20 protein-coding genes, 4 tRNA genes and 1 riboswitch are annotated in these 24565 nt (G+C 61.4%); of the genes, 6 read left to right on the plus strand and 18 right to left on the minus strand.

The window, feature by feature from the left end; genetic code table 11:
* Positions 1-282 precede the first annotated feature (282 nt).
* The 5 genes from asd to leuC form a co-directional block, all read right to left on the minus strand.
* Entirely contained in the window at positions 283-1395 is a 1113-nt protein-coding gene (gene asd, locus DK871_RS22590) for an aspartate-semialdehyde dehydrogenase (protein ID WP_161906689.1), read from the minus strand.
* A gap of 64 nt (positions 1396-1459) precedes the next feature.
* Positions 1460-2542, minus strand: a complete 1083-nt coding sequence (leuB, locus tag DK871_RS22595) for a 3-isopropylmalate dehydrogenase (protein ID WP_003192555.1) — start codon at positions 2540-2542, stop codon at positions 1460-1462.
* A gap of 53 nt (positions 2543-2595) precedes the next feature.
* Positions 2596-3360 (minus strand): class I SAM-dependent methyltransferase, encoded by a 765-nt coding sequence (locus DK871_RS22600; protein ID WP_161906690.1) that lies wholly within the window; start codon positions 3358-3360, stop codon positions 2596-2598.
* Between the two features lie 129 nt (positions 3361-3489).
* The gene (gene leuD, locus DK871_RS22605) at positions 3490-4134 is read right to left on the minus strand and encodes a 3-isopropylmalate dehydratase small subunit (protein WP_161906691.1); all 645 of its coding nucleotides are present in this window, start codon (positions 4132-4134) and stop codon (positions 3490-3492) included.
* Between the two features lie 10 nt (positions 4135-4144).
* Entirely contained in the window at positions 4145-5563 is a 1419-nt protein-coding gene (leuC, locus tag DK871_RS22610) for a 3-isopropylmalate dehydratase large subunit (protein WP_003192562.1), read from the minus strand.
* Between the two features lie 140 nt (positions 5564-5703).
* On the opposite strand from leuC, the gene DK871_RS22615 reads away from it, so the two are divergent.
* The gene (locus DK871_RS22615) at positions 5704-6594 is read left to right on the plus strand and encodes a LysR family transcriptional regulator (protein ID WP_120248924.1); all 891 of its coding nucleotides are present in this window, start codon (positions 5704-5706) and stop codon (positions 6592-6594) included.
* A gap of 66 nt (positions 6595-6660) precedes the next feature.
* Entirely contained in the window at positions 6661-9960 is a 3300-nt protein-coding gene (locus DK871_RS22620; RefSeq protein ID WP_161906692.1) for a PAS domain S-box protein, read from the plus strand.
* Here the strand turns inward: DK871_RS22620 and DK871_RS22625 are convergent.
* From DK871_RS22625 to uvrB, 10 genes are all read right to left on the minus strand, one after another.
* Complete coding sequence (locus DK871_RS22625) at positions 9920-10879, minus strand: tRNA-dihydrouridine synthase (protein WP_161906693.1); 960 nt, start codon at positions 10877-10879, stop codon at positions 9920-9922. The genes DK871_RS22620 and DK871_RS22625 overlap by 41 nt on opposite strands.
* 55 nt (positions 10880-10934) lie before the next feature.
* Positions 10935-11369 carry a thioesterase family protein gene (locus DK871_RS22630; RefSeq protein WP_161906694.1) on the minus strand — a complete coding sequence of 145 codons (435 nt, stop codon included), beginning with the start codon at positions 11367-11369 and terminating at the stop codon, positions 10935-10937.
* Between the two features lie 38 nt (positions 11370-11407).
* Complete coding sequence (locus tag DK871_RS22635; RefSeq protein ID WP_161906695.1) at positions 11408-12241, minus strand: alpha/beta hydrolase; 834 nt, start codon at positions 12239-12241, stop codon at positions 11408-11410.
* A 15-nt stretch (positions 12242-12256) separates the two neighbouring features.
* Positions 12257-12796 carry a TetR/AcrR family transcriptional regulator gene (locus tag DK871_RS22640; protein WP_161906696.1) on the minus strand — a complete coding sequence of 180 codons (540 nt, stop codon included), beginning with the start codon at positions 12794-12796 and terminating at the stop codon, positions 12257-12259.
* Between the two features lie 183 nt (positions 12797-12979).
* Positions 12980-13055: transfer RNA gene (locus tag DK871_RS22645), tRNA-Glu, on the minus strand.
* 81 nt (positions 13056-13136) lie between these two features.
* Positions 13137-13212, minus strand: a tRNA-Ala gene (locus DK871_RS22650).
* A 50-nt stretch (positions 13213-13262) separates the two neighbouring features.
* Positions 13263-13338, minus strand: a tRNA-Glu gene (locus DK871_RS22655).
* A 79-nt stretch (positions 13339-13417) separates the two neighbouring features.
* A tRNA-Ala gene (locus DK871_RS22660) sits at positions 13418-13493 on the minus strand.
* A 147-nt stretch (positions 13494-13640) separates the two neighbouring features.
* Entirely contained in the window at positions 13641-15122 is a 1482-nt protein-coding gene (gltX, locus tag DK871_RS22665) for a glutamate--tRNA ligase (protein WP_032896132.1), read from the minus strand.
* A gap of 186 nt (positions 15123-15308) precedes the next feature.
* Positions 15309-17324, minus strand: coding sequence for an excinuclease ABC subunit UvrB (gene uvrB, locus DK871_RS22670; protein ID WP_003192575.1), 2016 nt, complete (start codon positions 17322-17324; stop codon positions 15309-15311).
* A 343-nt stretch (positions 17325-17667) separates the two neighbouring features.
* On the opposite strand from uvrB, the gene DK871_RS22675 reads away from it, so the two are divergent.
* Positions 17668-18864 carry an amino acid aminotransferase gene (locus DK871_RS22675; RefSeq protein ID WP_161906697.1) on the plus strand — a complete coding sequence of 399 codons (1197 nt, stop codon included), beginning with the start codon at positions 17668-17670 and terminating at the stop codon, positions 18862-18864.
* A gap of 101 nt (positions 18865-18965) precedes the next feature.
* Complete coding sequence (locus tag DK871_RS22680) at positions 18966-19175, plus strand: hypothetical protein (RefSeq protein ID WP_161906698.1); 210 nt, start codon at positions 18966-18968, stop codon at positions 19173-19175.
* Positions 19176-19281: 106 nt separating this feature from the next.
* On the opposite strand, the gene DK871_RS22685 is transcribed toward DK871_RS22680, so the two are convergent.
* Entirely contained in the window at positions 19282-20154 is an 873-nt protein-coding gene (locus DK871_RS22685; RefSeq protein WP_161906699.1) for a LysR family transcriptional regulator, read from the minus strand.
* A gap of 103 nt (positions 20155-20257) precedes the next feature.
* Here DK871_RS22685 and DK871_RS22690 point away from each other — a divergent pair, with 103 nt between their 5' ends.
* Entirely contained in the window at positions 20258-21652 is a 1395-nt protein-coding gene (locus DK871_RS22690) for an aldehyde dehydrogenase family protein (protein WP_161906700.1), read from the plus strand.
* Between the two features lie 51 nt (positions 21653-21703).
* Here the strand turns inward: DK871_RS22690 and DK871_RS22695 are convergent, their stop codons facing one another.
* Together DK871_RS22695 and DK871_RS22700 are read right to left on the minus strand one after the other, a co-directional pair.
* A complete protein-coding gene (locus DK871_RS22695) occupies positions 21704-22009 on the minus strand; it encodes a protealysin inhibitor emfourin (protein WP_161906701.1) in 306 nt (101 codons plus the stop codon).
* A 29-nt stretch (positions 22010-22038) separates the two neighbouring features.
* Entirely contained in the window at positions 22039-23100 is a 1062-nt protein-coding gene (locus DK871_RS22700) for a M4 family metallopeptidase (protein WP_138762927.1), read from the minus strand.
* Between the two features lie 136 nt (positions 23101-23236).
* Here DK871_RS22700 and DK871_RS22705 point away from each other — a divergent pair, with 136 nt between their 5' ends.
* Positions 23237-24166 carry a DNA/RNA non-specific endonuclease gene (locus DK871_RS22705; RefSeq protein WP_161906702.1) on the plus strand — a complete coding sequence of 310 codons (930 nt, stop codon included), beginning with the start codon at positions 23237-23239 and terminating at the stop codon, positions 24164-24166.
* Positions 24167-24288: 122 nt separating this feature from the next.
* A riboswitch (cobalamin riboswitch) is annotated at positions 24289-24482 on the plus strand.
* Positions 24483-24565: the final 83 nt, after the last annotated feature.

Below are 24565 nucleotides of genomic sequence, written 5' to 3' on the forward strand. Positions count from 1 at the left end.
GCCGAGTGGTGGGGCAAGAGCGTTTTGCTTACTTTTGCGCTTTTTCAAAAGTGAGCCGCCGTCAGGGCGGAACCCTAGGTGGCCGTTACCTAAATAACGGATATGTACCCGGTCCAGCTGTGTTGACTGTTAGGCCGTCTTCGCAGGCAAGCCAGCTCCCACATTTTGACCTGTTAATACATTCAAGTGTGGGAGCTGGCTTGCCTGCGATAAGGGCCTCAAAGGCAACAAAAAACCCGCGCCTGTCACCAGAACGCGGGTTTCTGTTATTGCCTCAAGCGATCAACGCTCCAGCAAAATCCGCAACATGCGACGCAACGGCTCAGCCGCGCCCCACAGCAGTTGGTCGCCGACGGTGAACGCGCCGAGGAACTGGCTGCCCATGTTCAGCTTGCGCAGACGGCCCACCGGTACATTCAGGGTGCCGGTGACCTTGGTCGGGCTCAGCTCCTGCATGCTGACATCGCGGTTGTTCGGCACCAGCTTGACCCAGGGGTTGTGCTGGCTGATCAGGCCTTCGATATCGGCGATCGGCACGTCTTTGTTCAGCTTGATGGTCAGCGCCTGGCTATGGCAACGCATGGCGCCAATACGCACGCAGATGCCATCCACGGGGATCGGGTTCTTGAAGCGCCCCAGGATCTTGTTGGTTTCGGCCTGGGCCTTCCACTCTTCGCGGCTCTGGCCGTTAGGCAGTTCCTTGTCGATCCATGGGATCAAGCTACCGGCCAATGGCACGCCGAAGTTCTCGGTCGGGTAGGCGTCGCTACGCATGGCTTCGGCCACACGGCGGTCGATGTCGAGGATCGCACTGGCCGGGTCAGCCAGTTGATCGGCGACAGCGGCGTGGGTCGCGCCCATCTGCTTGATCAGTTCACGCATGTTCTGCGCGCCGGCACCGGAGGCCGCCTGATAGGTCATGGCGCTCATCCACTCCACCAGGCCAGCTTCGAACAGGCCGCCCAGGCCCATCAGCATCAGGCTGACGGTGCAGTTGCCGCCCACGTAGTTCTTGGTGCCGGCATCAAGTTGCTGGTCGATGACCTTGCGGTTGACCGGGTCGAGGATGATCACCGCGTCGTCCTGCATGCGCAGGCTCGAGGCGGCGTCGATCCAGTAACCCTGCCAGCCGGCTTCGCGCAGCTTGGGGAAGACTTCGCTGGTGTAGTCGCCACCCTGGCACGTCAGGATCACGTCGAGGCTCTTCAACTCTTCAATGCTGTAGGCATCCTTGAGCGGGGCAATATCCTTGCCCACGGACGGCCCTTGGCCACCTACGTTCGAAGTGGTGAAAAACACCGGCTCAATAAGATCGAAATCCTGCTCTTCCAGCATCCGCTGCATGAGCACGGAACCGACCATACCGCGCCAACCGATCAGACCTACACGTTTCATCGCAACTACACCTTGTTAAAAAGTGGGCCGCCTTGCAGCAACAACTGCAAGCGGGCCCGAGAGATTACAGATTCCGCAGCGCGGCGACTACTGCGTCGCCCATTTCTTGCGTCCCGACCTTGGTGCAACCCTGGGACCAGATATCGCCAGTACGCAGGCCCTGATCCAGCACCAGGCTGACGGCCTTCTCGATGGCGTCCGCGGCATCGCCCAGGTTGAAGCTGTAACGCAGCATCATCGACACCGACAAAATGGTCGCCAATGGGTTGGCAATGCCCTGCCCCGCGATGTCCGGCGCAGAACCGTGGCACGGCTCGTACATGCCTTTGTTGTTGGTATCCAGGGATGCCGACGGCAGCATGCCGATGGAACCGGTGAGCATCGACGCCTGGTCGGACAGGATGTCGCCGAACAGGTTGTCGGTGACGATCACGTCGAACTGCTTGGGCGCGCGCACCAGTTGCATGGCGGCGTTGTCGACGTACATGTGGCTCAGTTCGACATCCGGGTAATCCTTGGCGACTTCTTCGACGATTTCACGCCACAGTTGGCTGGAGGCCAGCACGTTGGCTTTATCCACCGAGCAGACCTTTTTACCGCGCACGCGCGCCATGTCGAAACCGACACGGGCGATACGGCGGATTTCGCTCTCACTGTACGGCAGCGTGTCGTAGGCCTGGCGTTCGCCATTTTCCAACTCGCGCACACCCCGTGGCGAGCCGAAGTAGATACCGCCGGTCAGCTCGCGCACGATGAGGATATCCAGGCCCGCTACCACTTCCGGCTTGAGGCTCGACGCGTCGGCCAGTTGCGGGTAGAGGATGGCCGGGCGCAGGTTGCCGAACAGGCCCAGTTGCGCACGAATTTTCAGCAGGCCACGCTCAGGGCGGATATCACGCTCGATCTTGTCCCATTTCGGCCCACCCACGGCGCCGAGCAGCACGGCATCGGCAGCCCGGGCACGGTCGAGGGTCTCGTCAGCCAGCGGCACGCCGTGCTTGTCGATGGCAGCGCCGCCGATCACGTCGTGGCTCAGCTCGAAGCCCAGGCTGTACTTGCTGTTGGCAAGCTCAAGAACCTTGACCGCTTCGGCCATGATTTCCGGACCAATACCGTCGCCAGGGAGAATCAGAATCTGCTTGCTCATGCGTTCCTCATTTCATCAAGCGACCCGCCCGTGGGCAGGTCGGGAAAAATCAATCAGCGTTCGGCGAAGACCACCAGCACATCGGTGCTGAAGGTGCCGTCGGCTTGAACTTCGTAATAATCGCGTACTTCCTGGCCCATCGCCTTTTGCAGCTCAAGGATTGCTGCACGCAGTACCTCTGGCGTGCGCATGCGCTCAACCCACGAGGTGTACTCCAGGCGCAAGCGCTGGCGACTGCTGTTGCGCACGTGCAGGCCGGCCTCACTCAACTGGCGCATCCACTCGGCACCGGAGTAATCACGCACGTGGCTGGTGTCGCGCAGCACTTCGACGGTTTGCAGGTAAGTGTCCAACAGTGGGCTGCCCGGTGACAAGACATCCACAAATGCCGCCACGCCGCCCGGCTTGAGCACCCGGCGCACTTCACGCAGGGCCAGGCCGAGGTCGCTCCAATGATGGGCCGAGTAGCGGCTGAACACGAAGTCGAACTCACCGTCAGCGAAGGGCAGGCGCTCGGCGGCGCCGTGCACGGTGCGGATGTTGGCCAGGTTGCGGTCTTTGGCGGCGGCGGCCACCACGTCGAGCATAGGCTGGGACAGGTCGTAGGCCACCACCTCTTTGACCAGAGGCGCCACGTGGAAGCTGACATGACCGGCACCGCAGCCCAAGTCCAGCAGTCGCGCAGCGCCCTGCCCTGCCAGTTCGGCTTGCAGCACGGCGAATTCGGTGCCTTGGGCGTGCACGGCACTGCTCAGGTAGGCCGAGGCTTGCTCGCCGAATTGTTTTTGCACGACTTGGGTGTGGGCGGGGGTGGTCATGGTGGCTTTCCTTGGGTTTGTGGTGGTTGCACTGGCGCTATCGCAGGCAAGCCAGCTCCCACAGTTGGAATGCACTCCAATGTGGGAGTCGGGCTTGCCCGCGATGGGGCCCGCACGGTTTACCGCAAATCAGGCATCGCGAAACAACCAGGGCTGGCTCGCCCGGTGCTTGGCCTCAAACGCAGCAATCGCATCGCCGTCCTGCAAGGTCAGGCCGATGTCGTCCAGGCCGTTGATCAGGCAGTGCTTACGGAAGGCATCCACCTCAAAGTGATACACCTTACCGTCCGGGCGGGTCACGGTCTGCGCGGCCAGGTCCACCGTCAACTGGTAGCCGACATTGGCTTCCACTTGCTGGAACAACTCGTCCACTTCAGCGTCGCCCAAGATGATCGGCAACAGGCCGTTCTTGAAGCTGTTGTTGAAGAAGATATCGGCATAGCTCGGCGCGATGATGCTGCGAAAGCCGTACTCTTCCAGGGCCCACGGGGCGTGCTCGCGGCTGGAGCCGCAGCCGAAGTTTTCCCGGGCCAGCAACACACTGGCGCCTTGGTAGCGCTCGGCGTTGAGCACAAAGTCCTTGTTCAGCGGGCGCTTGGAGTTGTCCTGGTAGGCGTAGCCCACGTCCAGGTAGCGCCACTCATCGAACAGGTTGGGGCCGAAGCCAGTGCGCTTGATCGACTTCAAGAATTGCTTGGGGATGATCTGGTCGGTGTCTACGTTGGCACGGTCCAACGGCGCTACAAGGCCTGTGTGTTGGGTAAAAGCTCTCATCGGGTTTTCCTCAGATCAATTCGCGAACGTCGATGAAACGACCGTTGACGGCAGCGGCGGCGGCCATGGCCGGGCTCACCAGGTGGGTACGCCCACCCGCGCCTTGGCGCCCTTCGAAGTTACGGTTGGAGGTCGATGCGCAATGCTCGCCCGACTCCAGGCGGTCCGGGTTCATCGCCAGGCACATCGAGCAGCCCGGCTCACGCCATTCAAAACCGGCCTCGAGGAAGATCTTGTCCAGGCCTTCGGCTTCCGCCTGGGCTTTAACCAGCCCGGAACCTGGCACCACAATGGCTTGCTTGATGGTCGAGGCCACCTTGCGGCCCTTGGCGATCACCGCCGCGGCGCGCAGGTCTTCGATCCGCGAGTTGGTGCAGGAGCCGATAAACACCCGGTCCAACTGGATATCGGTGATCGCCTGGTTGGCGGTCAACCCCATGTATTTCAAGGCACGCTCGATGGAGCCACGCTTGACCAGGTCGGCCTCTTTGGCCGGGTCCGGCACGTTCTGGTCGACGGCCAAGACCATTTCCGGCGAAGTGCCCCAGCTGACTTGTGGCTTGATCTGCGCAGCGTCGAGTTCGACCACGGTGTCGAACACCGCATCGGCGTCGGAGACCAGGTCTTTCCAGGCTTCGACGGCGGCGTCCCAATCGGCGCCTTGTGGCGCGAACGGGCGGCCCTTGACGTATTCGACGGTCTTTTCGTCCGCCGCCACCATGCCCACGCGGGCACCGGCTTCGATGGACATGTTGCAGATGGTCATGCGCCCTTCGATGGACAGGTCGCGGATTGCACTGCCGGCGAACTCGATGGCATGGCCGTTACCGCCCGCGGTGCCGATCTTGCCGATCACGGCCAGTACGATGTCTTTGGCCGTCACGCCAAACGGCAATTGGCCTTCGACGCGTACCAACATGTTCTTCATTTTCTTGGCCACCAGGCACTGGGTGGCGAACACATGTTCCACCTCGGAGGTGCCGATGCCATGGGCCAGAGCGCCGAACGCGCCGTGGGTGGAGGTATGGGAGTCACCGCACACCACAGTCATGCCCGGCAAAGTTGCACCCTGCTCCGGGCCGATGACGTGGACGATGCCTTGGCGCACGTCGTTCATCTTGAATTCGGTGATGCCGTACTCGTCGCAATAGTCGTCAAGGGTCTGCACCTGCAACCGCGAAACCTGGTCGGCAATGGCTTCGATGCCGCCCTTGCGCTCAGGGGTGGTCGGCACATTGTGGTCCGGCGTGGCGATGATGGAGTCGACGCGCCAAGGCTTGCGCCCGGCCAGTCGCAGGCCTTCGAACGCTTGGGGCGAGGTCACTTCATGGATGATGTGACGGTCGATATAGATCAGCGACGATCCATCATCGCGACGTTTCACTTCATGGGAATCCCAAAGCTTGTCGTAAAGCGTTTTGCCGGCCATCAGTCGGTCCTCATCAGCGGTGCTTCTATACGCCGGGCTTTTCAATAACCCTTTGGCTTGTGAGGCTGATGGTATGGCGCTACATTAAATAACTCAAATTCATATTTTTTATGCTTTGGATTACCAACTGGAATAGCACCATGGACCTGGCCAACCTCAACGCCTTTATCGCCATCGCCGAGACCGGCAGCTTCTCCGGTGCCGGCGAACGCCTGCACCTGACCCAGCCGGCTATCAGCAAACGCATCGCCGGCCTGGAACAGCAATTGAAGGTACGGCTGTTCGACCGCCTGGGCCGCGAGGTCGGCTTGACCGAGGCCGGGCGGGCTTTGCTGCCACGCGCTTATCAAATCCTCAACGTGCTGGACGACACCCGCCGCGCCCTCACCAACCTCACCGGCGAGGTCAGCGGGCGCCTGACCCTGGCCACCAGCCACCATATTGGCCTGCACCGTCTGCCACCGATCCTGCGCACTTTCACTCGGCAATACCCGAATGTGGCGCTGGATATTCAGTTTCTGGATTCAGAAGTGGCCTACGAAGAAATCCTCCACGGCCGTGCGGAAGTCGCGGTGATCACCCTGGCGCCAGAGCCCCACAACCTGGTGCAAGCTACCCGCGTGTGGGACGACCCGCTGGATTTTGTGGTGGCGCCCGAACACAGCCTGATCAGCAACGGCTCCGTCAGCCTGGCCGATATCGCCGGGCATCCGGCGGTGTTTCCCGGCGGCAACACCTTTACCCACCATATTGTCAGCCGCCTGTTCGAGGCCCAGGGCCTCACACCCAATATCGCGATGAGCACTAACTACCTGGAAACCATCAAGATGATGGTCTCCATCGGCCTGGCCTGGAGCGTGTTACCGCGCACCATGCTCGATGATCAGGTGGCAAGTATCGCTTTGCCGGGCATACAGCTCAGTCGCCAGCTAGGCTATATCGTGCACACCGAAAGGACGCTGTCGAACGCTGCGCGGGCTTTCATGAGCCTGTTGGATGCACAGGTCGATCTGCCAGGGTTACCGGCATGACACTGTGCGGGCCAGGGGTTTAGGTCAAACCGCGCGGTTTTCTCAATGAGCCAAGGCCCTTTGATAATGCGCAACCCCGTTGACCCGGTTCCACCCCTGCCCCGCATCTACGCCCTGGACCCTCAAGCGGCGGAACAAAGCTGGGACAGCGCCCCGCAACTGCTGACGGCCCTCAATGCCGCGCGGCTGGGTGCCTGGTCCTGGGAAATCGACACGGGAAGAATCAGCTGGTCACGGGGCACCCAGGCGTTATTCGGCTTTGACCCGCGCCAGCCTCTGCCCAAGGACCTCGACTACCTCGACCTGCTGGCCCCGCAAGACAGTGCGCGAGTGGTGCGCGGCTTTCATGCGGTGCTCGCCGGAGAGCCGCTCGACCGCGCCATGCACCACCGCATCCAATGGCCCGACGGCAGCCAGCACTGGCTGGAAATCAGCGGCAGCCTGGTTCCCGACAAAGCCGGACGGCGGCGCATGATCGGGGTGATCCGCGAGATCACGCACCAACGCGACCGTGAACACGCCCTCAGCCATTCGGAAAAGCGCTTTGCCACCCTGTTCCACCTGTGCCCGAACATGGTACTGCTGACGCGCCAGGCTGACGGCTTGATCAGCGAAGCCAACCAGTATTTCGAGATGCTGTTCGGCTGGCCGGTGGCCGATGCCATCGGTCGTACCACCCTGGAACTGGGCTTGTGGCGCCACCCGGAACAGCGTGCGCTGCTGGTCAAAGCCACGCAGCGCAAGGGTGAACCCATCACCATGGAAGTGCAGTTCTGCGCCAGCAACGGCCAGATCCATGACGGCACCCTCAGCGCGCAAAAGGTGGAGCTGGACGGCGAGGCGTACCTGATCAGCACCTTTCTGGACATCACCGAACGCAAAAACGCCGAGCAAGCGCTCAAGGAAAGCCAGGAACGCCTGGACCTGGCCCTGGATTCCGCACAACTGGGCACCTGGGATTGGCACATCCCCAGCGGCATGCTTTATGGCTCGGCGCGTGCCGCCCAGCTACATGGGCTGGAGCCCGCGCCGTTTCATGAGTCGTTCGATGCGTTTTTCGAGGGTATGTCCGATGAGGACCGCGAGGGCATGCGCCATGCGTACCGCAGTTTGCGCGAAGGCCCGGACGGCAACTATCAGCTGACCTATCGCGTGCAAATGGAAGACGGCAGCCCGCGTTATCTGGAGAGCCGCGCACGCCTGTATCGCGATGAGTCAGGCAAGCCCCTGCGCATGGCCGGCACCTTGCTGGATATCACCGACCAGGTCGAGCGCGAGCAACGGCTGACCGCCTCGGAAGAAAAGTTCGCCAGCCTGTTCCAGGCCAGCCCCGACCCGATCTGCGTCACCCGCATGGACAGCGGCGCCTTTATCGAAATCAACCCAGCGTTTACCCAGACGTTTGGCTTTACAGCCGCCGAAGTGCTCGACAAAAGCGCCGAACAAATCGGCCTGTGGGACGATTCCAGCAAGCGCCTGCAGCGCATCGAGCAAGTGATTCGCGAACAGGCTCTGAGCAATGTGGCTATCGTAGTGCATCACAAGGACGGCCAAAGCCTGACCTGCATGATTTCCAGCCGCTTGATCAAGGTCAGCGACCAGCCATGCATCGTCACCACGCTGCGCGATATCACCCAACAGCAACGCTCGGAAGCCGCACTCAAGGCCAGTGAAGAGAAGTTCGCCAAGGCGTTCCACTCCAGCCCCGATGCGATTTCCATCACCGAGCGCGACACCGGCCGTTATGTGGAGGTCAACGACGGCTTTTGCCGCCTGACCGGTTACCGCACCGAAGAGGCCATCGGCCTGACCCTGTACCAGATCGGTATCTGGGCCGACGAGAACCAGCGCGCCGCACTGTTGGCCGAGTTGCAGATCAAGGGGCGTATCCACCACCTGGAAATGCTCTGGCGCAACAAGCGTGGCGAGGTGCTGGCGGTGGAGGTCTCGGTGGAGCCGATCACCTTGAACGAAACCCCCTGCCTGCTGCTGACCGCGCGGGATGTGAGCCTATTGAAGAATGCCCAGGCGCAGATCCGGCACCTGGCCTATCACGACCCGCTGACCAACCTGCCGAACCGTGCGCTGCTGATGGACCGCCTGAGCCAGCAGATCGCCCTGCTCAAGCGCCATAACCTGCGCGGTGCCCTGCTGTTTCTGGACCTGGACCACTTCAAGCACATCAACGACTCCCTCGGCCACCCCGTTGGCGACACCGTGCTGAAAATCGTCACCGCCCGCCTGGAAGCCAGCGTGCGCATGGAGGACACCGTGGCGCGCCTGGGCGGCGATGAGTTTGTGGTATTGCTCAGCGGTCTGGAAGGCACCCGCCAGACGGTCAGCACCCAGGTGCAAGCGCTGGCCGATACCCTGCGCGAACTGCTCTCGGAACCGATGTTTCTCGACGGCCATCGGCTGCAGGTCACGCCCAGCATCGGCGTGGCGCTGATCCCCGACCACGGCACCACCCCTGCCGATCTGCTCAAGCGCGCCGATATCGCCCTGTACCGCGCCAAGGACTCCGGGCGCAACACCACGCAGATGTTCCACAACAGCATGCAAAAAACCGCCAGCGAACGCCTGCGCATGGAGACCGACTTGCGCCTGGCCTTGTCCCGCGGCGAATTCAGCGTGCATTACCAGCCCCAGGTGGATGCGCGCGGCAACCGGATAATCGGCGCCGAGGCCCTGGTGCGCTGGCAGCACCCACAATTGGGCGCGCAGTCGCCGACGGAATTTATCAAGGTATTGGAAGACAGCGGTCTGATCCTGGAGGTGGGTACCTGGATTCTCGATGAAGCCTGCGGCGCCTTTGCCCAGTTGATTGCCGACGGCCTGGTGGACCCGCTCAATTTCAGCCTGTGCGTGAACATCAGCCCCCGGCAGTTTCGCCAGAACGACTTTGTGGAACGGGTGGAGCACAGCCTCAAGCAACACGGCTTGCCGTTCAGCCTGCTGAAACTGGAAATTACCGAAGGCATCGTGATCCAGAACCTGGACGATACCGTGGTGAAGATGCGCCGCCTGAAAAAACTCGGCGTGAGCTTTGCGATGGATGATTTCGGCACCGGCTACTCATCCCTGACCTACCTCAAGCGCCTGCCGGTGGACGCGCTGAAGATCGATCAATCGTTCGTGCGCGACGCAACCCACGACCCCAATGATGCGGAAATCATCCGCGCCATTGTGGCCATGGCGCGCAGCTTGAACCTGGAAGTCATCGCCGAGGGGGTGGAAACCCTGGAGCAGCTGGCGTTCCTGCAAAAGCTGGGCTGCCATTTATTCCAGGGGTATTTGCACAGCCGGCCGTTGCCGATCGAGGGGTTCAGGCGGCTGCTGGATGAGGCATGCCCAGCAGGCGGCTGACTTGGCCCAAGTCCGTCTCGCGGCGCAGGGCCGCAAACAACTCCACTGCCTCCGGGTAGTTACGCGTGAGCATCGCCAGCCATTGCTTCAAGCGGCCAGGCGCCTGCTTTTCCGTCAGTTGCGCCACCGACTGGCGCCAGAACTTCTGAAGCATCGGCTGCATCTGCGCCCAGGTCATCTCGACCACCTCTTCGCCGGCCTTGGCCGCCACAATCTGCCGGGCCAGATCGGGCCGCGCTACCAGGCCACGGCCCAGCATGATGTCTTCGGCGCCGCTGATTTCGCGGCAACGCTTCCAGTCTTCGACGCTCCAGATATCGCCATTGGCAAACACCGGCACCTTGACCACGTCCTGCACCCGCGGGATCCACTCCCAATGGGCCGGCGGCTTGTAGCCATCGGCCTTGGTGCGCGCATGCACCACAATATGCGCCGCGCCGCCTTCGGCCAAGGCCGTGGCGCACACCAGCGCGCCATCCGGGCTGTCGAAGCCCAGACGCATCTTGGCGGTCACGGGAATATGCGCGGGTACGGCGCGGCGCACATGCTCGACGATCTGGTTGAGCAGCTCCGGCTCCTTGAGCAGCACCGCGCCACCTCGGGATTTATTCACGGTCTTGGCCGGGCACCCGAAGTTCAGGTCGATCACCTCAGAGCCCAATTCACAGGCCAGGGCGGCATTTTCCGCCAGGCACACCGGATCGGAACCGAGCAACTGCACCCGCAACGGCACACCCGCCGCCGTGTGGGCACCGTGCAGCAGTTCAGGCGCGAGCTTGTGGAAATAGGCAGGCGTGAGCAGGCGGTCGTTGACCCGGATAAATTCAGTCACGCACCAGTCGATACCGCCCACGTGGGTCAACACGTCCCGCAGGATGTTGTCGACCAACCCCTCCATGGGCGCCAAAGCAATTTGCATGGAAAACACTCAACAAAAATCGTGGCGCAGTTTACTGGGTTTCCTGCGGCAACCGTTAACCCCCTGTCAGGGCGGGGCCGTAACCTTCAATAAACTCGGTGGGCATGCGCTTGGGCTTGCCGCTGGACAATTCAATGCACACAAAGGTTGTTTGCGCACGCAGCAGGGTCGCGCCGTCGCGGGGGCGTACCAGCTGGAAACGACGGGTCATTTTCAGGCGTTGGTCCCAATCGACGATCCAGGTGGCCAGTTGTAATTCGTCGCCCTCATAGCCTGCCGCCAGGTAGTCGATCTCATGGCGCACCACGGCCATGGCGCGGTCCAGGCGGCGATACTCGGTGAGGTCCAGCCCCAGCCGCTGGGAGTGGCGCCAGGCGCAGCGCTCCAGCCATGAGACATACACCGCATTATTGGCGTGCCCCAGGCCGTCGATGTCCTCAGCCGCAACCTGCAGATCGATGATGAACGGCGTTGCCAAATCCCAGCCCATGCCTTGCTCCAGTCGATTGATGTCGGCGGGGCAGTGTATCAGGCGCTCTGGCGCTCCTGTAGACGGCAGCCGGCCAATAGCGCGAGCACAGCGTCGATCACCTGCGGGTCGGCGAGCACCTTCTGGTGGCCGCCCTGCTCCAGACGCAGCAGGCGGCTGTCGAACCAGGCTTCGTGAATGGCTTGAGCCGCCCTGACCGGAACGAAGGTGTCGTCTTCGGCGTGGACGATCAGACCGGGAATGTTCAATTGGTAGTGGGCCACGTCCAAATGCTTGAGCGGCATGCCCATGCTCAACTCTACCTCCTGGATAAAGGCTGAGCGTGCCCGTGGTGGCAAGCCGACCATGCGGGTGAACCCACGCAACACATCCAGAAAGCGCGACGGTGCGGCAATACTCACCAGTGCCTGTGTACGCAACCCCAACTGCACCGCCAGCATCGCACTGGCGCCGCCCATGGAATGGCCGACCACCGCATACAGCGGCGGCAGCTCGGCCGCCGCCTCAAGCATGGCGCGGGCAAACAGCAACACATGGGCTTCACGCCCTGGCGAACAGCCGTGGGCGGGACCGTCCAGGGCAATCACCGAATAGCCGTTGTCGACTAACACCGTAATCAAGCTGGCGAATTGAGTCGGCCGGCCTTCCCAGCCATGCATCAGCAGCACCGCCGGGCCATGCCCCCATCGCAACGCCGACAGGCCGAAACGCAGGGTGATGCGCTCCGATTGGGCCAGCAGCGGCAGCTCCCAGTCACGCGGCGGCAGATCGCGCGGGGTCATGAAGGTGCGACGCATCTTGCAGGCGACCGCATGCGGCGCAAGACGCCCCACCGTGCCATTGAAACCACGAACCCAGGTCAATGCGCCCATCTTGCGTCCCCTTTTTCAGCGTACCGCCGACTTGGCCGCACGTATCACCCGATCCGATAACTCGCCCGGCCCTAGCGCCCGCGCCAGGGTCAGCCCGCCCACCATCAAGGCCATGTCCGCCAAAGCCTTGTCGACCTCTTCGGGGCTGCCGGCCAATTGCGCGGCCATCAACTCGACGTGCTCGTTCAAAACCTCGCGAAAAGCGTCCGGCAAGCGCCCCATCTCCCCCACTGTCGCGGGCAACGGGCAGGCCTGGGTCGTGGAGTCGCGGTGCTTGCGTGACAGATAAAATGCGGCGACCAGCGTGCGGCGCTCTTCGCCGGTCAGCTGTTCGTCCAAGTCATCGATGGAGGCGCGACGCTGCGCCAACAACTGCTTGAACGCTTCCAGCATCAAGGCGTCTTTGCTTTCAAAATGCGCGTAGAAGCCTCCGACCGTCAGCCCCGCCGCCCCCATCACTTCACCCACACTGGGCTCAGCCGGGCCACGCTGGATCAATGCCGCGCTGGCAGCCTGCAAAATACGTTCGCGGGTTTGCGCTTTTTTATCGCTCATCGAAGCCTCCGTCTTTCATGGGTTGAATATTATTACCATAATAATATTTGGCAAGCGATAAGCACGACCGCCGGTCAGAACAGAAAATGGGTGATAAAGGAGGGAATTGGCCAAACGCCAGACAAACAAAAGGGCCATTCAATAATTGAATGACCCTTAAAAATCCCGCAGAGCGGGTAATCGTGGCGTCCCCTAGGGGACTCGAACCCCTGTTACCGCCGTGAAAGGGCGGTGTCCTAGGCCACTAGACGAAGGGGACACAAACCTTCTATACAACTGATCAGCGCTGAGAACTGATCGATTCAAGGACGGTGTGGCCGGAACCTTGAACCTGTAAAATTGGTGGAGCTAAACGGGATCGAACCGTTGACCTCTTGCATGCCATGCAAGCGCTCTCCCAGCTGAGCTATAGCCCCGGATTTTTCGTCTCGCGACGCAGCAGACCTTTCGAGCTGCTTGTTGAAACTGGCGTCCCCTAGGGGACTCGAACCCCTGTTACCGCCGTGAAAGGGCGGTGTCCTAGGCCACTAGACGAAGGGGACAAAACCTTCTGTACATCTGATCAGAGCTGAGACCTGATCAATTCAAGGACGGTGTGGCCGGAACCTTGAACCTGTAAATTGGTGGAGCTAAACGGGATCGAACCGTTGACCTCTTGCATGCCATGCAAGCGCTCTCCCAGCTGAGCTATAGCCCCTCATCGGTGAGGACGGGGCGAATCTTAATGGCGGTTTGGAAACGTGTCAAATTTATTTTCAACAATTTCCAAAATTTTTTGCCGGGATAACAATCACTTACCGACGAAACCCCGGAAAACCGGGGTTTCGTGCCGCAAGCGGCCTGCTTAAGCGATAGCGCCCAGCAGCTTTTCCCATTCCTTGTTTTCTTTCTTCGACACACCACCAAGCAAATCAAGGGCTTGGCGCAGGCGGAAACGGGTCAGGTCCGGGCCGAGGATTTCCATCGCATCCAGCACCGACACCGAACTGGCCTGCCCGGTGATTGCGGCAAACATCAGCGGCATGGCATCGCGCAGTTTCAGCTCAAGGGATTCCACCACCGCCTGGATCGTCGCGGTAATTGCATCCTTCTCCCACTGACGCAGGCTTTCAAGCTTCCACAGGATCAACTGCATCAGCTGGCGAACCTGGTCACCGGAAAGCTTCTTGGACTCGAACAGCTTGGGATCGGGATTCACGCCGCCAGCAAAGAAGAAACTGGCCAAGGGTGCGACTTGGCTGAAGGTCTCTACCCTGCCCTGCACCAGCGGCGCGATCTTCATCATGTACTCGGGGTTCAACGCCCACTGCTGCACGCGGCTGGCGAACTCTTGCACCGGCAGGTCACGCAGCCACTGGCCGTTGAGCCACGAGAGTTTCTCGATATCGAAGATCGGCCCGCCGAGGGAGACGCGGGACAGGTCGAAGTTGTCGACCATTTCCTGCAGCGAGAACTTCTCGCGCTCATCCGGCATCGACCAGCCCATGCGACCCAGGTAGTTGAGCATCGCCTCGGGCATGAAGCCCATGCGCTCGTAGAAGGTCACCGAAGTAGGGTTCTTGCGCTTGGACAGCTTGCTCTTGTCCGGGTTACGCAGCAGCGGCATGTAGCACAGCTGCGGTTGCTCCCAGCCGAAATATTCGTACAGCAGAATGAGTTTCGGTGCCGATGGCAGCCACTCTTCGCCACGCAGCACATGGGTGATGCCCATGAGGTGGTCATCGACCACGTTGGCCAGGAAGTACGTCGGCAAGCCGTCGGTCTTCATCAGCACCTGCATGTCCATGCGGTCCCACGGGATCTCGACGTCACCGCGCAGCATGTCCGGCACCACGCACACGCCTTCGCTTGGCACCTTCATGCGGATGACGTGAGGCTCACCAGCCGCCAGGCGCGCAGCCACTTCTTCCTTGGACAACAGCAACGCACGGCCATCGTAGCGCGGGGTCTCGCCACGGGCCTGTTGCTCGGCGCGCATCTGGTCCAGCTCTTCGGCGGTGCAGAAGCACGGGAAGGCATGGCCCATATCGACCAGTTGCTGGGTGTACTGCTTGTAGATGTCGCTGCGCTCGCTCTGGCGATACGGGCCATGCGGGCCGCCGACGTCCGGGCCTTCGGCCCAGGTAATGCCCAACCAGCGCAGGGCATCGAAAATCTGCTGTTCGGACTCACGGGTGGAGCGCAGTTGATCGGTGTCTTCGATCCGCAGGATGAACTCACCGCCATGCTGCTTGGCAAAGCAGTAGTTGAACAGGGCGATGTAAGCAGTACCGACGTGGGGATCCCCAGTGGGCGATGGCGCAATGCGCGTGCGGACGGTGGTCATGGCAGGTCTCGAATGGGCGATATAACTGAAAATTGAAACAAGGGGCGAATGGTAACAGCCTGGGTGATTTCTGGAAAACCGAGGCGCCGCCATCGCAGGCAAGCCAGCTCCCACATTTTGACCGCGTTCACAGATCGATGTGGGAGCCGGGCTTGCCCGCGATGGGGCCAGCCCAATCAACGCAAATCAAACGGCCAACAGACGCTCTCGCAACTTGCCAATCTCATCGCGTGTCTGCGCCGCCGCTTCAAACTCCAGATCCCGCGCCAACTGATACATCTTCTCTTCCAGCTGTCGAATACGCTTGGTGATCTCACTCGGTGAGCGCAGTTCGTTCTCGTACTTGGCGCTCTCCTCGGCAGCCTTGGCCATGCCCTTGCGCTTCTTGCTGCGCGAGCCGGGCACGGTGGCGCCTTCCATGATGTCGGCCACGTCCTTGAACACGCCTTTGGGGGTGATGCCGTGTTCCAGGTTGAACGCGATCTGCTTGTCGCGACGGCGCTGGGTCTCGCCAATCGCCCGCTCCATGGAGCCGGTGATGCGGTCGGCGTAGAGAATTGCGCGGCCATTGAGGTTACGCGCTGCTCGGCCGATGGTCTGGATCAGCGAGCGCTCGGAGCGCAGGAAGCCCTCCTTGTCCGCATCCAGAATCGCCACCAGTGACACTTCTGGCATATCCAACCCTTCGCGCAGCAGGTTGATCCCCACCAGCACATCAAAGGTGCCCAGCCGCAGGTCGCGGATGATCTCCACGCGCTCCACGGTGTCGATGTCCGAGTGCAGGTAACGTACGCGCACGCCGTGGTCGGCCAGGTAGTCGGTCAAGTCTTCGGACATGCGCTTGGTCAGGGTGGTAACCAGCACCCGCTCTTCCAGGGCCACGCGCTTGTTGATTTCCGAGAGCAGGTCGTCGACCTGGGTCAGCGCCGGGCGAATTTCGATTTCCGGGTCCACCAGGCCGGTGGGTCGCACCAGTTGCTCGATAACGCGGCCCGCGTGCTCGGCTTCATAGTTGCCGGGCGTGGCCGAGACGAAGATGGTCTGCGGGCTGATGGCTTCCCACTCGTCAAAGCGCATCGGCCGGTTGTCCAGCGCCGACGGCAGGCGGAAACCGTATTCCACCAGGGTTTCCTTGCGCGAACGGTCGCCCTTATACATGGCGCCCACCTGCGGCACGCTGACGTGGGATTCGTCGATCACCAGCAAGGCGTCCGGTGGCAGGTAGTCATAGAGCGTCGGCGGCGGCGCCCCGGAGTCACGGCCCGACAGGTAGCGCGAGTAGTTTTCGATGCCGTTGCAGTAGCCCAGCTCCAGGATCATCTCCAGGTCGAAGCGGGTGCGCTGCTCCAGGCGCTGGGCTTCCACCAGCTTATTGTTGGAGCGCAGGTATTCCAGGCGCTCGGCCAGCTCGACCTTGATGCCCTCGATGGCGCCCATCAGGGTTTCGCGCGGGGTCACGTAGTGGCTTTTGGGGTAGAAGGTAAAGCGTGGCAGCTTGCGGATCACTTCACCGGTCAACGGGTCGAAGGCTGACAGGCTTTCGACCTCATCATCGAACAGTTCGATGCGGATGGCTTCCAGGTCGGATTCGGCCGGGTAGATGTCGATCACATCGCCGCGCACCCGGAAGGTGGCGCGGGCAAAATCCATGTCATTACGGGTGTACTGCAGGCTCGCCAAGCGGCGCAACAGTTCGCGCTGGTCGAGTTTGTCGCCACGGTCAACGTGCAGCACCATCTTCAAATAGGTTTCCGGGCTGCCCAAGCCGTAAATGCACGACACTGTGGTGACGATGATTGCGTCTTTGCGCTCCAGCAGGGCCTTGGTGGCCGACAGCCGCATCTGCTCGATGTGGTCGTTGATCGACGCATCTTTCTCGATAAAGGTATCGGAGGACGGCACATAGGCTTCGGGCTGGTAGTAGTCGTAGTAGGAAACGAAATACTCCACCGCGTTGTTCGGGAAGAACGCCTTGAACTCGCCATAGAGCTGCGCCGCCAGGGTTTTGTTCGGCGCCAGCACCAGGGTCGGGCGGTTGGTCTGGGCGATCACGTTGGCGATGCTGAAGGTCTTGCCGGAACCGGTCACCCCAAGCAGCGTCTGGTGCGCCAGGCCGGCTTCGATGCCTTCGACCATCTGACGAATGGCTTCCGGTTGGTCGCCGGCGGGTTCAAAACGGGTAACGAGCTGGAAATCCGACATAACGTACCTCGTGAAGTCACCCCAGACTCGACACCGCCAGGGACGAAATAGCTCAGCAACCCGCGAATAATCATCGCAGGTTGCAGGAAAAAACCATGATAGCTGTAGAAGTGGTGTCGAATGTGACGGGTTTCAAGGCCATAGTCCTACACGACCTTTCTCGCCAATGTTGCAATAAGACTAACGGTCAGCAAATAAACCGAAAAACATGGCCGAAAAGCCGTTTCCGTTGTCGCTCTCAGCCGTGATGGCCTCTATACTAGCTCCCCGTTTGTGCACCGCTCTAGTGCATTCGGCTGGAGCGCGACACGTCCCTCCTACCCCCCATAGAGCTGCCGCAAAAATGAGCCTGTTCTCCGCTGTCGAAATGGCACCACGCGATCCAATCCTGGGCCTCAACGAAGCATTCAACGCCGACACACGAACCACCAAGGTGAACCTTGGCGTGGGCGTTTACTGCAACGAGGAGGGGAAGATTCCACTCTTGCGTGCCGTTGCCGAAGCGGAAGCCATTCGTGTGGCGCAACACGCCGCCCGTGGCTACTTGCCGATCGACGGCATCGTGGCCTACGACCAGGCCGTGCAAAAGCTGCTGTTTGGCGCTGAGTCGCCGCTGTTGAGCGCCGGCCGTGTGATTACCGCCCAGGCCGTGGGCGGCACGGGCGCGCTGAAAATCGGCGCCGACTTCCTCAAGCAACTGCTGCCCAACGCCGTCGTTGCCATCAGCGACCCGAGCTGGGAAAACCACCAGGCGCTGTTTGAAAAAGCCGGTTTCCCGGTGCAGACCTACCGCTACTACGACGCGGCCACCCACGACGTGAACCGTGCCGGCCTGCTCGAAGACCTCAACGCCCTGCCGCCACAGTCCATCGTGGTGCTGCACGCCTGCTGCCACAACCCGACCGGCGTCGACCTCAGCCCGGCCGACTGGCAAAACGTGCTGGACGTGGTCAAGGCCAAGAACCTGGTGCCGTTCCTCGACATGGCCTACCAGGGCTTCGGCGATGGCATCCACGAAGACGCCGCCGCGGTGCGCCTGTTCGCGGAATCGGGCCTGACCTTCTTTGTATCCAGCTCGTTCTCCAAGTCGTTCTCGCTGTATGGCGAACGCGTAGGCGCGCTGTCGATTGTCAGCGAGTCCAAGGAAGAAAGCGCGCGCATCCTGTCCCAGGTCAAGCGTGTGATCCGCACCAACTACTCCAACCCACCGACCCACGGCGCGGCCATCGTTGCAGCGGTGCTGAACAACCCAGAGCTGCGCGCTCAATGGGAAGCCGAACTGGCCGAAATGCGCCTGCGCATCCGTGGCATGCGCGAGCAGATGGTGGCCGAGCTGGCCAAGGCTGCTCCAGGCCATGACTTCAGCTTCGTCGGTCGTCAGCGTGGGATGTTCTCCTACTCCGGCTTGAGCGTTGAGCAAGTCACCCGCCTGCGTACCGAGTTCGGGATCTATGCGTTGGATACCGGGCGTATCTGTGTGGCGGCGCTGAATCAGTCGAACATTGGTGCAGTGACCAAGGCGATTGTCGAGGTGCTGTAAGCCGGCAAGCGTTATACGAAGGGGGAAGCCATGGGCTTCCCCCTTTTTATTGGCGAACACACTAGACTGAACACCGACTGCCCCCTTGCTGTGAGAGCTTTATGAGAAACGACGACCTGGACCTGCGCGCCGACCGCGACGAACTGCACGACTACGCCCCACGCGCACCGCAAGCCAAGCGGCAGAAGAGCTTGGTGCTGCAGGTAGCGCTGGGAGTATTCCTCGGTGGGTTGGCGTTATGGCTGATACAACTGGGCGCGACGGCAATCATGGCCAAACTGGCCATGGGCACCCTGCAATTTGGCGGCTGATGTAAGACACCTGTGGGAGCTGGCTTGCCTGCGATAGCGGCGGTTCAGTTAAAGATTCATTGACTGACACTCCGCTATCGCAGGCAAGCCAGCTCCCACATTTGATCTAGGGTGCTGGCAGATTGCGTTCTTCCAGCAGTTTTACGAAACTGTTCAAACTCTGTGACACCGTGCCCCGCCGCCAGATCAGCCAGGTATTGAGCAGTCGAAAGCTGTCGGTCAACGGCCACACGCTCACCGCCCCGCACCCCGGCATACTCTCCAGCATGCTGCGTGGCATCAGCGCCAGCCCGGCCCCGGCGCTGACACAGGCCAACATGCCGTGGTACGACTCGATTTCGAAGATCCTGCCCGGCACCGCGCCATCCTGTGAGAACCAGCGTTCGAAGTGATGCCGGTACGAGCAGTTGGAGCGAAACGTATAGATGTTCTCGCCATTCACCTCCTGCCCCCGTGTGATCGGCGCGTGATGCAGCGGCGCAATCACCACCATCTCCTCCTCGAACACTGCCACGCCTTCCAGCGTGGAATGCAGCACCGGCCCGTCGACAAAGGCCGCCGTCAGCCGGCCCGACAGCACGCCTTCGATCATGGTGCCCGAGGGGCCGGTGCTCAGGTCCAGCTCGACCTTGGTATATTGCTGGTTATACGCCGCCAGTAACGCCGGGATACGCACCGCTGCCGTGCTCTCCAGCGAGCCCAGAGCAAAGGCGCCCTGAGGCTCCTCCCCCGCCACCGTCGCACGGGCTTCTTGCACCAGATCAAGAATGCGCCGCGTATAGCCGAGGAAATTCCACCCGGCCGGCGACAGGCGCAGGCGGCTTTTCTCGCGGATAAACAATTCCACGCCCAGGTCCTGCTCCAGTTGCTTGATGCGCGTGGTGAGGTTCGATGGCACGCGATGAATCAACTGCGCGGCGGCGCTGATGCTGCCTTGCTCGGCAACGGCCTTGAAGATTTCCAGCTGCACCAGATCCAAATCATTCTCCATTCATGAACGTATCGCTTAATATTATTCAGTTTCCAGAAAATATACAGCCCCGTACGCTGGCTCCATTCCACTCATTCAGCCGGACGGTGCCATGAACAATGCTATCTCCCATCAGACCCACGCCCTGTCGATCAACCCCGCCAACGGCGAGACAGTCGGCAGCTACCCCTATGAAAGCGCAGAACAACTGGATGCCGCCCTCACCCGCGCGTCCGAGGCCTTCCGTACCTGGCGCCGCACTTCGGTAAGCCAGCGCGCCGAATACCTGCTGGCCCTGGCTGCCGCCCTGCGTGAGCAAGCTGAAGACATGGCGCAAATGATCACCCTGGAAATGGGCAAACCCATCGCCCAGGCCCGCGCCGAAATCGAAAAGTGCGCGCAACTGAGCGAGTGGTACGCCGCCCACGGCCCTGCCATGCTCGCCCCTGAGCCCACCCTGGTGGACAACGGCAGCGCCCGGATCGAATACCGCCCACTGGGCCCGATCCTCGCGGTGATGCCGTGGAATTTCCCGGTATGGCAAGTGCTGCGCGGGGCGGTGCCGACCTTGCTTGCCGGCAACACCTACGTGCTCAAACACGCGCCAAACGTAATGGGCAGCGCCTACCTGATCCAGCAAGCGCTGCGTAAAGCCGGTTTTGCTGAAGGCGTGTTCGAAGTGATCAACGTGACCCAGGACGGCGTGTCCACCGCTATAGCCGACCCACGCATCGCCGCTGTGACCCTCACCGGCAGCGTGCGCGCAGGCATCGCCATCGGCTCCCAGGCCGGGGCCGCGTTGAAGAAATGCGTGCTGGAACTGGGTGGCTCCGACCCGTTTATCGTACTCAACGACGCCGACCTCGACGCCGCCGTGCAAGCCGCCGTGATCGGCCGTTTCCAGAACAGCGGCCAAGTCTGCGCCGCCGCCAAGCGCCTGATCATCGAGGCCGGCGTGGTGGACGCCTTCACCGCCAAATTCGTTGAAGCCACCCGCGCCCTGGTGATGGGCGACCCAGCGTCAGCCAACACCTATGTGGGCCCGATGGCCCGCTTCGACCTGCGCGACGAGCTGCATGGTCAGGTGCAGGCCACGCTGGAAGAAGGCGCTACCCTGTTGCTGGGCGGTAACCAAGTCGCCGGCGCCGGCAATTACTACGAGCCGACGGTGTTAGCGAACGTCACCGACCAGATGACCTCGTTCAAACAGGAACTGTTCGGCCCCGTGGCCTCGATCATCACCGCCCGCGACACCGAGCACGCCGTGGCCCTGGCCAATGACAGCGAGTTTGGCCTGACTGCGAGCATCTTCACCAGCGACGCGGCAAAGGCGCGGGCTATTGCCGATCAGTTGGAAACCGGCGGGGTCTTTGTCAACGCGTTCAGCGTCTCAGACCCTCGGGTGGCGTTTGGCGGCGTGAAGAAGAGCGGTTTTGGTCGTGAGCTGTCGCACTTCGGCGTACGCGAGTTCTGCAATGCGCAGACGGTGTGGCTGGATCGTAAGTAGCTTGCCAAGAGCCACAACAAGCTCCCTGGCCACAAAATCAGCTTTGGCGCTTCAACAATTAATATGTCGCCGTACGCACTGCACCAACCCGTCCAGTGCCGGGGGATTCACCGGCGCGAGCACACAAACCGTGTGCTCACGCTTGCCCTCCGCCACTGTCAGGGTGTAATGCACCCGGCCTGGGTTGCCAGGCTCGGGATCGGTACTTTGCGGCAACTTGAAAAACTCGGAGGCTTCAATCAGTTGCCGCAACTCCTGCTGGTCAGGCTCGGGCAGCGAGTCCAGCTCGACCGTACGCGGCTTGGCCAGCCCCGGAAAATACGCCGCCCCGCCGCTTTCCTTGATCGAAATTCGCATGGCTGTTCCTCGCCGCACAGGCGGCTTCGTCAAACGTTAATGCCCACCGCTTTCCAGCCCGCCTTGACCGCCTTCTGCTCATCCTTGTTCACGCCATAAAGCTGGCCGGCAATGTCGTGGGTGATGCGTGCAAACCGCAAAAACCCGGAATTGGGCCGCAACCGCGAATCACGCAGTGCGTCGTACCATATACGCCCGGCACGCTCCCAGGCGAACCCGCCTATATTGATTGCCACCTGGTAGAACGCATGGTTGGGAATGCCGGAATTGATATGCACGCCCCCATTGTCCTCGTAAGTTTGCACAAAATCATCCATGTGCCCCGGCTGCGGGTCTTTGCCCAGCAGCTTGTCATCAAAGGCAGTGCCAGGCGCTTTCATCGAACGTAGGGCAGTGCCTTTGATCTTTTTGGTAAACAGCCCCTTGCCGATCAACCAGTCGGCGTCCTCGGCCTTTTGCTTTAACGCGTACTGCTTGATCAACGAGCCGAACACGTCCGACAACGACTCGTTCAGCGCGCCGGACTGGTTGAAGTACATCAGCTTGGCCTCATCCTCGGTCACGCCGTGCGCCAACTCGTGGCCGATGACATCGAGCGCCACGGTGAAGCGGTTGAACAACTGCTGGTCGCCATCGCCGAACACCATCTGCGTCGAATTCCAGAACGCATTGTTGTAGTCCTGGCCAAAGTGCACGGTGGCGTCCAGGGCCATGCCCGCGTCGTCGATGGAGTTGCGGTCGAACACTTGGTCGAAAAAGTCGAAGGTTGCGCCCAGGCCATCATAGGCTTCATCCACCGCGGCATCGCCACTGGCGGGCTGCCCTTCGCCGCGAATCAGCTTGCCGGGCAAGCTGTCGGTGTTGTTGGCGCTGTAGATCGAGCGCTGTTTTTCGCTGCCCGCCGCCAATGCCATCCGCGCGGGGCTTTTGGCGGGTTCGGCGACCATGCGCAACGAGCGAAACGTGCTGTCCTTGGCACGCGTGCGTAATGCGACTTCCCGTTGCGCTTTGTCGCCGTGGCGTGCGATCTGGTCGAGCATGTAGGGTGGGATCAGGCAAAAAATCGGGTTGCGCGGTTGGCGAACACACATGAGCTGGCTCCTTTTTGGCGTGTGATGAACGTCCGGGTAACGCTTTTCAGGATAGCCCTGGGATCGCCACCCGGGCCAAATTGTCATGAGTTTGTGTTTCAGTGATGTTTATCCGAGGCCCATAAGGAACATGCCCATGCCCGCCCGCACAGTCAAAATCGACCTGAAGCACCGTCCCAGGCTTGCCGACCTGCGACCGTTGATCGCGGCCAACCCCAGTCTGCTGGAAGCCAGAGCCGCGACGCCACGTGTCACAGCGGCCAAGGACCTCAAAAACCGCGTTGGCTATGCCGACGATTTCCTCAGTGACTTCGTGGTGCCATGGCCCACGGTTGGCGAGCCACTGGCGGCCGACGTGCAACCCAAGCGCCTGGACTACACGCATTTCTCCATCACCATGTCGCGCGCTCGACGACTGGCGCTGTACGTGGGGGTGAATATCGACGGCGCCAAGCATGTGGACATCGTGCGCAGCAACGACACCTGGGCCTACGATGGCCGCCTGCCCACCGACGCCCAGGTCGGTGAAGACCTGTACGCCGGCAATGGCCTGGACCGCGGCCACCTGGTGCGGCGCCAGGACCCCAACTGGGGCGACGACGCGAACACGGCCAACCTCGACACCTTCCACTTCACCAACTGCTCGCCACAAATGAGCGGCTTCAACCAGAAGACCTGGCTGGAACTCGAGGACTATATCCTCGACAACACCCAGCGCTGGAACGCCCGGGCCACGGTGTTCAGCGGCCCGGTGTTCAGCGACAACGACCGCGTGTATCGCGGGGTAAAAATCCCCCAGGCATTCTGGAAAGTGGTGGCCTACCTCAGCGACGACGGCAAACCGTCTGCCAGCGCCTACATGATTGACCAGCGCCGCGAGCTGGACCAATTGGACCTGGTGTTCGGCCAGCTCAGAACCTACCAGCGCAGTGTGATTGCGATCGAGCAATTGACCGGCATTCGCTTCGGCCAACTGGCTGACTACGACGGCTTCAGCAACGAAGAGCGCGCCACCGGCACGCGCATCGAAGCCCTTATCCGCGGCCCCCAAGACATTCGACTCTAACCAGTGCCCCTTGTAGGAGCGAGCTTGCTCGCGAAGACCGTCAACGATAACGCAGGGGCGCCTGATGCCCTGCGGTGTTCTCAAGTTCTTCGCGAGCAAGCTCGCTCCTACAGGGCGTGATCGCTTACCATACCGGTGCCGGTTCCCACGTGGGACTAATAGGGAATTCGAAACGCCGCCCAGGCGTCAATCGAAACTGCCCCCGCAACTGTAGGTGCTGAGCCTGCCCCTGAATGCCACTGGACGTCGTCCGGGAAGGCGGGGGCGTGGCGATGACGCATCAGTCAGGAGACCTGCCGGCCCAGCAACATCACTAACCGGCGGGGTGTCCGGGAAGGACATCCTGGCCCTGCGCATCTGTAGCGTCCCAGGGCGTATTTCCGAGCCGTAACTCCCCAG

Origin of the sequence: Pseudomonas sp. L13 (assembly GCF_009935965.1) — a bacterium.
GTDB classification, from domain to species: Bacteria; Pseudomonadota; Gammaproteobacteria; order Pseudomonadales; family Pseudomonadaceae; genus Aquipseudomonas; species Aquipseudomonas lactis.

What these genes read in the sequence shown, in the direction of transcription:
- asd (WP_161906689.1), bottom strand. Translation starts at nt 1,395, where the DNA reads ATGAAACGTGTAGGTCTGATCGGTTGGCGCGGTATGGTCGGTTCCGTG.
- leuB (WP_003192555.1), bottom strand. Translation starts at nt 2,542, where the DNA reads ATGAGCAAGCAGATTCTGATTCTCCCTGGCGACGGTATTGGTCCGGAA.
- DK871_RS22600 (WP_161906690.1), bottom strand. Translation starts at nt 3,360, where the DNA reads ATGACCACCCCCGCCCACACCCAAGTCGTGCAAAAACAATTCGGCGAG.
- leuD (WP_161906691.1), bottom strand. Translation starts at nt 4,134, where the DNA reads ATGAGAGCTTTTACCCAACACACAGGCCTTGTAGCGCCGTTGGACCGT.
- leuC (WP_003192562.1), bottom strand. Translation starts at nt 5,563, where the DNA reads ATGGCCGGCAAAACGCTTTACGACAAGCTTTGGGATTCCCATGAAGTG.
- DK871_RS22615 (WP_120248924.1), top strand. Translation starts at nt 5,704, where the DNA reads ATGGACCTGGCCAACCTCAACGCCTTTATCGCCATCGCCGAGACCGGC.
- DK871_RS22620 (WP_161906692.1), top strand. Translation starts at nt 6,661, where the DNA reads ATGCGCAACCCCGTTGACCCGGTTCCACCCCTGCCCCGCATCTACGCC.
- DK871_RS22625 (WP_161906693.1), bottom strand. Translation starts at nt 10,879, where the DNA reads ATGCAAATTGCTTTGGCGCCCATGGAGGGGTTGGTCGACAACATCCTG.
- DK871_RS22630 (WP_161906694.1), bottom strand. Translation starts at nt 11,369, where the DNA reads ATGGGCTGGGATTTGGCAACGCCGTTCATCATCGATCTGCAGGTTGCG.
- DK871_RS22635 (WP_161906695.1), bottom strand. Translation starts at nt 12,241, where the DNA reads ATGGGCGCATTGACCTGGGTTCGTGGTTTCAATGGCACGGTGGGGCGT.
- DK871_RS22640 (WP_161906696.1), bottom strand. Translation starts at nt 12,796, where the DNA reads ATGAGCGATAAAAAAGCGCAAACCCGCGAACGTATTTTGCAGGCTGCC.
- gltX (WP_032896132.1), bottom strand. Translation starts at nt 15,122, where the DNA reads ATGACCACCGTCCGCACGCGCATTGCGCCATCGCCCACTGGGGATCCC.
- uvrB (WP_003192575.1), bottom strand. Translation starts at nt 17,324, where the DNA reads ATGTCGGATTTCCAGCTCGTTACCCGTTTTGAACCCGCCGGCGACCAA.
- DK871_RS22675 (WP_161906697.1), top strand. Translation starts at nt 17,668, where the DNA reads ATGAGCCTGTTCTCCGCTGTCGAAATGGCACCACGCGATCCAATCCTG.
- DK871_RS22680 (WP_161906698.1), top strand. Translation starts at nt 18,966, where the DNA reads ATGAGAAACGACGACCTGGACCTGCGCGCCGACCGCGACGAACTGCAC.
- DK871_RS22690 (WP_161906700.1), top strand. Translation starts at nt 20,258, where the DNA reads ATGAACAATGCTATCTCCCATCAGACCCACGCCCTGTCGATCAACCCC.
- DK871_RS22695 (WP_161906701.1), bottom strand. Translation starts at nt 22,009, where the DNA reads ATGCGAATTTCGATCAAGGAAAGCGGCGGGGCGGCGTATTTTCCGGGG.
- DK871_RS22700 (WP_138762927.1), bottom strand. Translation starts at nt 23,100, where the DNA reads ATGTGTGTTCGCCAACCGCGCAACCCGATTTTTTGCCTGATCCCACCC.
- DK871_RS22705 (WP_161906702.1), top strand. Translation starts at nt 23,237, where the DNA reads ATGCCCGCCCGCACAGTCAAAATCGACCTGAAGCACCGTCCCAGGCTT.